Raw genomic sequence first — 8,187 nt, 5'->3', positions numbered from 1 at the left:
AGCACGACCGGGGTCTGTCGGCCGGGCACGGTGACCACGTAGCGGTCCTCGACGGCGAAGCCGCGCAGCGCGCCGCGGACGAAGTCGCCGAGCGGGTCGTCGCCCACGCCGGTGACCACGGCGGTGCGCAGGCCGTGCCGGGCCGCCGCCACGGCGACGTTGGTGGCGCTGCCGCCGAGATACTTGACGAAGGTCTCGACCTCGGCCAGGCCGATCCCGATCTGTTGGGGGTACAGGTCCACGCCGACCCGGCCGAGGGTGATCAGGTCGTGGGGGGCGGGGCTCATCGGGCGTCCGCCGCGGCGCGGTCCACGTACAGGGACGGGCGTTCGCACGTGACGAGCAGGGTCGCGGGCCACGAGGGTTCGTAGTCGGTCGCGGCGCCGAGCCGGCGGACGGCTTCGCGCTTGTGCTCGCCGTGTACGACCATCACCGCGCGCCGGGAGCGCGAGACGATGGTGCGTACTCCGACGGTCACGCCGTGGCGGGGCACTTCGTCGAGCGAGGCGTAGTCGGGGAAGGTGCCGAGGTTGTCGCGGCGGGTGGTGTCGGGGAGTTCGACGACGCGGCTGCCGCTGTCGCGGTCGGCGCCGGGCGGGTTGAACGCGATGTGGCCGTCGGTGGCGCCCGACGCGAGGATGAACAGGTCTATCCCGCCGGCGTCGGCGAGCCGGGTGTCGTAGGCGGCGGGGTCGGCGGGGTCGGGGAACCAGACCGCGTCGGCGGGGATGCCGCGCCCGTCACCGGCGGCGGCGTCGAGCGGGGCGACGATCTCCTCGGCGGCGAAGCGGTGGCAGCTGTTGTGCGCGGTGTGGTCGATGTCCGTGTAGCCGTCGGGGCCGGGGACGACGTATTCGTCCATCATCGCGATCACCACGTGGCGCAGGCTCAGTTCGCGGGTCGCGACCAGTTCGGCGAGCGCGTCGTACACCGGCTTGGGACTGCGGCCTCCCGGGCAGCCGAGGATGTAGCGCACGCCGGCCGCGTCGGCGGCGACGATGCCGTCGGCGATCTCGCGCGCGAGCGCGGCGCCGAGGTCGGCCGGGCCGTCGAAGACCTGGAGGGGAAGGGGGGCTGGCATGGGTGTCACTCCTTGACGGCGCCCGAGAGCATGCCGCTGATCATGCGGCGCTGGAGGGCGATGTAGCTGATGAGCACGGGAAGGGCGACCAGGACGGCCGCGGCTGCGGTCACCCCCGGGTCGCTGTTGCGGCGGTTGCCGGCGAAGAACGACAGCGCGAGCGGTGCGGTCTGCACGCTGCGGTCGTCCGGTACCAGGACCAGGGCGAGCAGGAACTCGTTCCACGCGAAGAGGAAGAGCAGGGTGGCGAGGGTGCCGATGGCGGGCATGGCCATCGGCAGCAGGACCGAGCGCAGGGTGCGCAGTCGGGACGCGCCGTCGACCGAGGCCGCCTCGCGCAGCGCGGGCGGGGTGGAGACGAAGAAGGTCCGCATCCAGAACACCGCGAACGGCAGCGACAGTCCGATCTGCGGGAGGATCAACGCCCAGTAGGTGTTGACCAGTCCCCAGTCCTTGAGTTGGTAGTACAGCGGGATCACGGTCGCCTCGTACGGCATCACGAGCCCGATCAGCAGCACCCCGAGCATGGGGCCCTTGAGCGGGAACGGAAAGAACGCGAGGGCGTAGCTCGCGAGCACGGCGATGACGATCGTGCCGATCACCACGGCGGCGGCGACGATCAGGCTGGAGGTCAGCGCGTCCGAGAACAGGCCGCGCTGCCAGGCTTCGGTGAAGTTGTCGAAGCTGATCGACTTGGGGATGGAGAATCCGCTGGTGCGGGTGCCGGGTTCGCCGAAGGCGAGCATCAGCACGGACAGGAACGGATAGAGCGCGATGAGCGCGGCGACCACGAGGATCACGTGGCCGATGACGGTGTGGCGGCGGCTGGTGAGCATCCGTCAGCCCTCCTTGCCGCGAACGACGCGCATGATCACGCCGGTGACGACGAGCACCACGACGGTCAGGCAGACGCTGATGGCGGCGGCGCTGCCCACCTCGCGGGTGAGGAACGCGCCCTGGTAGATGAACACGCTGGGCACCGTCGTGGACGTGCCCGGTCCGCCCGCGGTGGTGTTCCACACGAGGTCGAAGTTGCGCAGCGCGTAGGTGATGGTGAGCACGAGCGCGATGGCGATCTCGCCACGCAGTGCGGGCAGGGTGACGGCGAAGAACTCCCGGACGGGGCCGCAGCCGTCGAGCCTGGCCGACTCGTAGAGTTCGGCGGGGATCTTCTGCACGCCGGCGAGGAAGAGCACCATGCACAGTCCGTACATGACCCAGGTGCCGACGATGCCCACGGCGGGCAGCGCGGTGGCGTAGTCGCCGAGCCAGGCCCGGGCGAGCGAGCCCAGGCCCACCGCGCGCAGCGCGGCGTTGAGCGGGCCGTCGATGTCGTAGATCCACCGCCAGGACACCGCGACCACGACGGTCGCCAGGATCTGCGGCAGGAACAGCACGGCGCGGAAGAAGCTCAGTCCGCGCACCCTGATCCGCGACATCAGCGCGGCCAGGAACAGGCCCAGCACGACGGGGAAGAACGCGTAGAAGACGACGAAGACGAGCGCGTGCCCGATCGCGGACGGGATCCGGCCGTCGTCCAGGAGCGCGGAGTAGTTGTCGAGCCCGGCCCAGCGGCCCTCGGTGATGCCGTCCCACGTGAACAGCGACACCCACGCGGTCTGGCCGAGCGGGCGCAGCACGAACATCGTGTAGAACGCGGCGGCGGGGAGCAGGTAGAGGAACGACGGCCAGTACTGTCTCGCGGTCCACGCGCGCAGGCCGGTCACGACGCGGCCTTTTGGTCGGCGGTCTGTTTGGCCGCGAACGCCTTGCGGTCGTCCTGGAGTGCGTTGACGAAGCCGCTCGGGGAGGTTCGTTTGGCCAGCAGGTCCTGGGTCTTGGCGCCGATGGTGTCGTACATCGTGGTCGAGGCCCAGTCGAGGTAGAAGTTCTGGCCGTCGTCGGCGAGCAGCTTGAGGCCGATGTCGTTGACCTGTTCGACCACCGGGCTGCCGGCCTTGACCTTGCCCGCGCCGGTGACCGGGGTGCGGCCGACGTCGGCGATGGTCTGTGCGAACTCGTCGCTCATCATCATGTCCAGGAACGCGACGGCGGCGGGCAGCTTCTTGGTCTTGGTGCTGATGTGCCAGCCCAGGCCCAGTGAGCCCACGGTCGCGCGGGTTCCGTCGGCGCGGGCGGGGAGGGTGAAGCCGACCTTGCCGGCCATGCTCTCCTGCAGCGTCGGCGCGTTCCAGGAACCGGCCACGAGGAACGCGCCCTCGCCCTGGCCGAACTTGGCGACCGCGTCGTCGGAGCTGATGCCGTTGTAGCCGGGCCCGAAGTAGCCCTGCGACGCCCAGTCCTGCACGGTCCGGGCGGCGGCTTCGGTGCCGGGGTCGGCCACGGTGGTGCCGGGCACCCCGCTGATCCACGAACGCACGTCGCGGCTGGGCACGTTCTGGCCCTGGACCAGGCCGATCACCTGGCTGGCCGGGTACTTCTCGGCGTTGCCCATCATGATCGGTTGTTCCCCCGCGGCCTTGACCTTGTCGAGGGCGGCGGTGAACTCGGCGTAGGTCTGCGGCGGCGCGATGCCCAGCTTGGCGAGCTTGTCGGTGTTGTAGAACACGCCGACGTACTCGGTGGCGGGGCTGATGCCGTACAGACTGCCGGAGCCGAAGATGGAGCCGTCGGGCGACCAGCGGTACTGCTTGAGCGCGCCTTCGGTGAAGGTGTTCTCCCACCCGTAGGCGCGCATCACGTCGTCGAGGGGCCGGATCAGGCCGGTCTTCACGAGCGGGCCGTCGGTGCCGTAGCCCTGGTTGCCCTGGGCGAGGTCGGGCGCGTCGGAGCCGGACATCGAGTTGACGACGGTCTTCATCAGGTCGTCGAAGCCCTTGGTGGCGACCTCGACCTCGACGTTCGGATACTTCTTCTCGTACAGCGGTACGAGCGCCTTGAGCGTGTTCTCCTCGCCCGCGTCGGCGAGCACGCGCAGCTTGGTGTTGCCCATCGCCTTGACGTCCTCGACGGTCACGCGTTGGGTCACGGGACCACCGGCGAGGTCGGAGGCGACGGTGGTACCGCCCGCGCCGGGGACCCCGCACGCGGTGGCGAGGAGCCCGGCCAGGGCGATCCCCGCGGCCCCGGTCCAGCGCAGTTTGTTCATGGTTGCTCCCGTGTCCGGCCACGTCGGGTGGCCAAGAAGGACCGAGGGGGCACAGCCGCCCGGCAGGGGGGCGCCCTCGGGGTCGGGGGTCGAAGACACGCCCCGGCAGGGGCGTTCTCGGGGTCGGGCGTCGGCCGTCGGGGCGGCTTTCGTGCCCGGGTTCGAAACTCAGGCGAGTTCGGCGACCTTGGCCGCGAGCCAGGACCGGTTGGCGGCCTGTTCGGCGGCCACGGTCGGGTACAGCTCCGCGGGAGTCGGTGCGCGGTCCTGCTCGATCAGCAGCCACTCGCGGTAGCCGCCGCGCAGCAGGGCGACGAGGAAGCGGTCGATGTCGACGTCGCCGCGGCCGAAGGGCACGCACACGTTTGCCCACCACTCGTCGAAGTCCGTGCGGCGCTCGGCCTTGGCCCGGGCCAGCACGCTCGTGTCGACGTCCTTGAGGTGGATGTGGTTGATCCGTTCGTGCCAGCGGTCCAGGCACTCGACCGGGTCGCCGCCCGCGAGTTGGATGTGGGCGATGTCCAGCGTCACGCCGACCTCGGTGAGGTCGAGCAACCGGTCCACCTCCCACGGCGATTCGATGTAGGTGCTGATGTGCGGGTGGAAGGAGGTGCGCAGTCCGTAGGAGCGGGCCATCGCGACGGCCTCGGCGGACAGGTCCGCGAGCCGGCGCCAGCCGGCGTCGTCGAGGGCGAGCGAGCGGTCCTCCCACGCGCGGGCCGGGTTGTGCAGCAGCGCCTCGCTGCCCTCATCGGCCAGGATCGCCAGCGGCGTCTCGCCGGTCGACTCGGCGCACGCGGCCAGTTCGCGGCAGGTCTGCTCCATCCGCGCCATGTCGTGCGCGACGACGTCGTCGCCGAGCGCGTAGTGCACGGGGATGTACGCGCCGACCGCGGCCAGGCCGTGTCGGTCGAACATCGCGGCGGTCTCGGCGGGGGTGCCGAAGAAGCCGGGCGGGCCCAACTCGCTGCCCGCGTAACCGGCTTCGGCCATCGAGGCGAGCAGGGCCTCGGGCGAGGTGCCCTCGCCGCCGGCCCCTTCGCCGTAGACGCCGTAGCTGACGGGGGCGTTGCCGATCCGCAGTTCGCGGTCGGTCGCCGGGGTGCGGTCGGGCGCCGGGGCGTTGTCGTCGCGGTTCGCGGTCATCGGGCGTCACTCCCCACGAGGGCGGCCTCGCCGCCCACGCTCACGTCGGCGCGGCGGGCGATCGCCGCGATCAGGGCTTGCAGGCAGCGCACGTCCTCGGCGGCACCGCTCGCGGTCGAGCGCACCGGCGCGCCGGTGGTGATCGACGCGGCGAACTCGGCCAGTTGGCGGACGAAGCCGGTGTCGTAGCCGGGGCGCACGAGCGAGTCGCGGCTGACGCCGTCGCCCGCGCGCTCGACCCGCAGCGTGCTGCGCACGTCCACGAGGTAGGGCGCGGCCATGTCCAGGCGCAGCCGCCCGTCGCGGGCGAGTACCGCGACCTCCTCGGCGTATTCGGGGTGGTCGGGCAGCCAGTTCCAGTTCAGGACCAGGCGGGCCGACCCGTCCGCGCCCAGCGGCGCCGACGCAAGCAGGCACGGCGGCTCGCCTTCGACGGGCCAGGGCCACAGTTCGGCGGACTCGAACGACGTGGGCAGGGTGAAGCCGAGCGCGCGCAGCAGCGAGAGTTCGTGGATCACCGAGCCGTTGAGCACGTCGCGGTAGTAGCGGCCGAGCTCGGCGGGGACGTCGCCGAGGGCGTCGACGGTGCGCGCGGCCTCGTAGCGGATCGCGTCGGCGATCACCGCGCCGTCGGCGTCGTCGGCCGGCGGCGGCATTCGCAGGTGCGCGACCTGGGGCTCGTCGGCGGGGTGGAGCACGGTGACCCGGACGGTGCGCGGGGTGTCGAGCGCGGCGAGTTCGGCGGCGGCGACGGCGGTGATCGGGTCGTACATCTTCATGTAGCCGACCTGGAGGACCAGGCCGCGTTCGGCGGCCAGCGCGCCGAGCTCGTCGGCCTCGGCGACGGTCAGGCACAGCGGCTTCTCGGCGAGCACGTGCTTGCCGGCTTCCAGGGCGGCCTTCGCGTCCCGCGCGTGGGTGCCGGGGGTGGCCAGGAGTACGGCGTCCACGTCGGCGGCGGCCAGGACGCGGGCGTATTCGGTCTCGGCCCGCACGCCGGCGCCGGTCCGCGCGGCGACCGAGGCGGCTCGCGAGGGCGAGAGGTCGCACACGACGGTGGTCGTGATCGCGTCGCCGAGGCGCTGGATCGCGGGCAGGTGTACCGACTGGGTGATCGTCCCGGCGCCGACGACGGCGAGACGGACGGGTTCGCTAACCGACATTGAGGGTTCCTTGCGCATCGGGGTTGCGGGGTGCGGTGTGGCGGGGTCGTTTCGGCGCCGACGGGAGGGTGGGCGCCACGGCGATCCGCGCGGACGGATACATCGATAGTGGCGGATACCGGATCGTTCGCGGGAACGGCCCGTTTCCGACGGAACGATGGATTCCGCTTGCGGCTTCTTCCGGATCATTACGCATGGCAGACCAGTTAGTCCAGTAATTGGACCAGATTCGCATCTGGTCTGCCGACTGGTACTTCTGGTATGTTCTCGCGCTGTGACAGTCAGCGACGATCTCCCCGCCTCCGCCGCGGGCCCCGCCGTCCAACTCGCCCATCGGGCGTTGGCCCAGGCGTTGGACCGACGCGAGTTCCCCGCCGGCAGCCGGCTGCCCGGTGAGCGCGCGCTCGCGCAGCGGCTCGGCGTCAGTCGCAGCAGCCTGCGACTGGCCCTGGCCGGCCTGGAGCGCGAGGGCAGGGTGCACGCGTCCGCCCAGCGCGGCTGGTTCGTCTCCACCGAGATGGTCAGCGAACCGCCGAGCCTGCTCAAGAGCTTCACCGACATCGCCCGCGACCGCGGCCTGACCCCTACCGCCCGAGTGCTGGGGCGCCGGGTGCGCCTGGCCACCTACGAGGAGGCGGTCCGGCTGCGGATAGCGCCCGCCTCCGAGGTGGTGGAGATCATCCGGGTCCGCGGGCTCGACAGCGTCCCGGTCTGCCTGGACACCACGGTCGTCATTCGCGGCCGGGCGCCGGCGCTGGAGACGGCCGACCTGGAGAACGGCTCGCTGTTCGCGTTCCTGGAGGAGGCGGGCGTGTACGTGCTGCGCAGCAACTACACCGCGCACGCCGACGCCGCCGACGCGCACACCGCCGAGGTACTGCGGGTGTCCGCGGGCTCGCCCGTGCTGATCGGCGAGGAGGTCACGTTCGACCGGAGCGAGGTGCCCGTGCTGCTCGGCCGGGCCGTGTACCGGGGCGACGCGTACCGCTTCGAGACCACCCTGCACCGCGGCACCGAGTAAGCACCGCTGGAGAGCACCTTGAGCACCATCGTCACCGCGGCCCTGGACGTGGGCGGCACCAAGATCGCCGCCGGTCTCGTCGGCGCCGACGGCGCCGTCCTGCATCGCGACGAACGCCCCACCGCCACCGCCGGGCGCCTGCGCGACCCCGAACTCGCCGGCACCCGGGCCGCGGCCGTCGACCTGCTCGCGACGGCCGCGCGCCTGGGCGTGACGGTGACCGGCCTGGGCGCCGGCTTCCCCGAATACGTGGCCGCCGACGGACACCTGACCAGCCGCGAGGTACTGGCCTGGGACAAGCAGCCGCTCGACGTGCTGTCCGAAGTCGCCGTCGATCTGCCGTGCGCGGTCGGGTCGGACGTGCGGTGCGGCGCGCTCGGCGAGGCCCGGCACGGCGCGGGCCGCGGGCTCGACGGCTTCTTCTACGTCTCACTGGGCACCGGACTGTCCTCGACGATCGTGCTCGCCGGCTCCCCGGTCACCGGTGCTCGGGGCGAGGCGATAGCCCTCGGCGAGTTCGAGGTGCCGGCCTCGGTGGACCCGAACTGGCGTGGCAACCTGGAGGGTTACGCCTCCGGTCGGGGCATCGGCGACCGCTTCGGCGTGGCCGGCACGCGCGAGGTGCTCGCCGCGGGCGGCCCTCGCGCGGCGGCGGTACTGGACAGCG

General features: G+C 71.9%; 9 protein-coding genes. 2 read left to right on the top strand and 7 right to left on the bottom strand.

Annotated features, from left to right (window positions below; genetic code table 11):
- The 7 genes from GT354_RS10580 to GT354_RS10550 form a co-directional block, all read right to left on the bottom strand.
- On the bottom strand, nt 1–287 hold a 287-nt coding region (locus GT354_RS10580), incomplete at its 3' end, for a PfkB family carbohydrate kinase (RefSeq protein ID WP_237534597.1).
- Nucleotides 284–1,081, bottom strand: a complete 798-nt coding sequence (locus GT354_RS10575) for a 6-phosphogluconolactonase (protein ID WP_161356026.1) — start codon at nt 1,079–1,081, stop codon at nt 284–286. The genes GT354_RS10580 and GT354_RS10575, both read right to left, overlap by 4 nt.
- Nucleotides 1,082–1,086: 5 nt before the next feature.
- The gene (locus GT354_RS10570; RefSeq protein ID WP_161356025.1) at nt 1,087–1,917 is read right to left on the bottom strand and encodes a carbohydrate ABC transporter permease; all 831 of its coding nucleotides are present in this window, start codon (nt 1,915–1,917) and stop codon (nt 1,087–1,089) included.
- 3 nt (nt 1,918–1,920) lie between these two features.
- Nucleotides 1,921–2,808, bottom strand: coding sequence for a sugar ABC transporter permease (locus GT354_RS10565; protein WP_161356024.1), 888 nt, complete (start codon nt 2,806–2,808; stop codon nt 1,921–1,923).
- The gene (locus GT354_RS10560; protein ID WP_161356023.1) at nt 2,805–4,190 is read right to left on the bottom strand and encodes an extracellular solute-binding protein; all 1,386 of its coding nucleotides are present in this window, start codon (nt 4,188–4,190) and stop codon (nt 2,805–2,807) included. Before GT354_RS10560 ends, GT354_RS10565 begins: the two co-directional genes overlap by 4 nt.
- Before the next feature lie 168 nt (nt 4,191–4,358).
- Nucleotides 4,359–5,336 carry a sugar phosphate isomerase/epimerase gene (locus tag GT354_RS10555; RefSeq protein ID WP_161356022.1) on the bottom strand — a complete coding sequence of 326 codons (978 nt, stop codon included), beginning with the start codon at nt 5,334–5,336 and terminating at the stop codon, nt 4,359–4,361.
- Nucleotides 5,333–6,499 (bottom strand): Gfo/Idh/MocA family oxidoreductase, encoded by a 1,167-nt coding sequence (locus GT354_RS10550; RefSeq protein ID WP_161356021.1) that lies wholly within the window; start codon nt 6,497–6,499, stop codon nt 5,333–5,335. Before GT354_RS10550 ends, GT354_RS10555 begins: the two co-directional genes overlap by 4 nt.
- Before the next feature lie 274 nt (nt 6,500–6,773).
- Here GT354_RS10550 and GT354_RS10545 point away from each other — a divergent pair, with 274 nt between their 5' ends.
- Nucleotides 6,774–7,520, top strand: coding sequence for a GntR family transcriptional regulator (locus tag GT354_RS10545; RefSeq protein WP_161356020.1), 747 nt, complete (start codon nt 6,774–6,776; stop codon nt 7,518–7,520).
- Nucleotides 7,521–7,538: 18 nt separating this feature from the next.
- A partial coding sequence (locus GT354_RS10540) for an ROK family protein (protein WP_237534596.1) occupies nt 7,539–8,187 on the top strand: 649 nt, incomplete at its 3' end.

Source organism: Streptomyces sp. SID3343 (genome assembly GCF_009865215.1).
GTDB lineage: Bacteria > Actinomycetota > Actinomycetes > Streptomycetales > Streptomycetaceae > Embleya.
The sequence above is the reverse complement of the archived record's forward strand: the minus strand, read 5'-3'. Positions and strand labels throughout refer to the sequence as shown.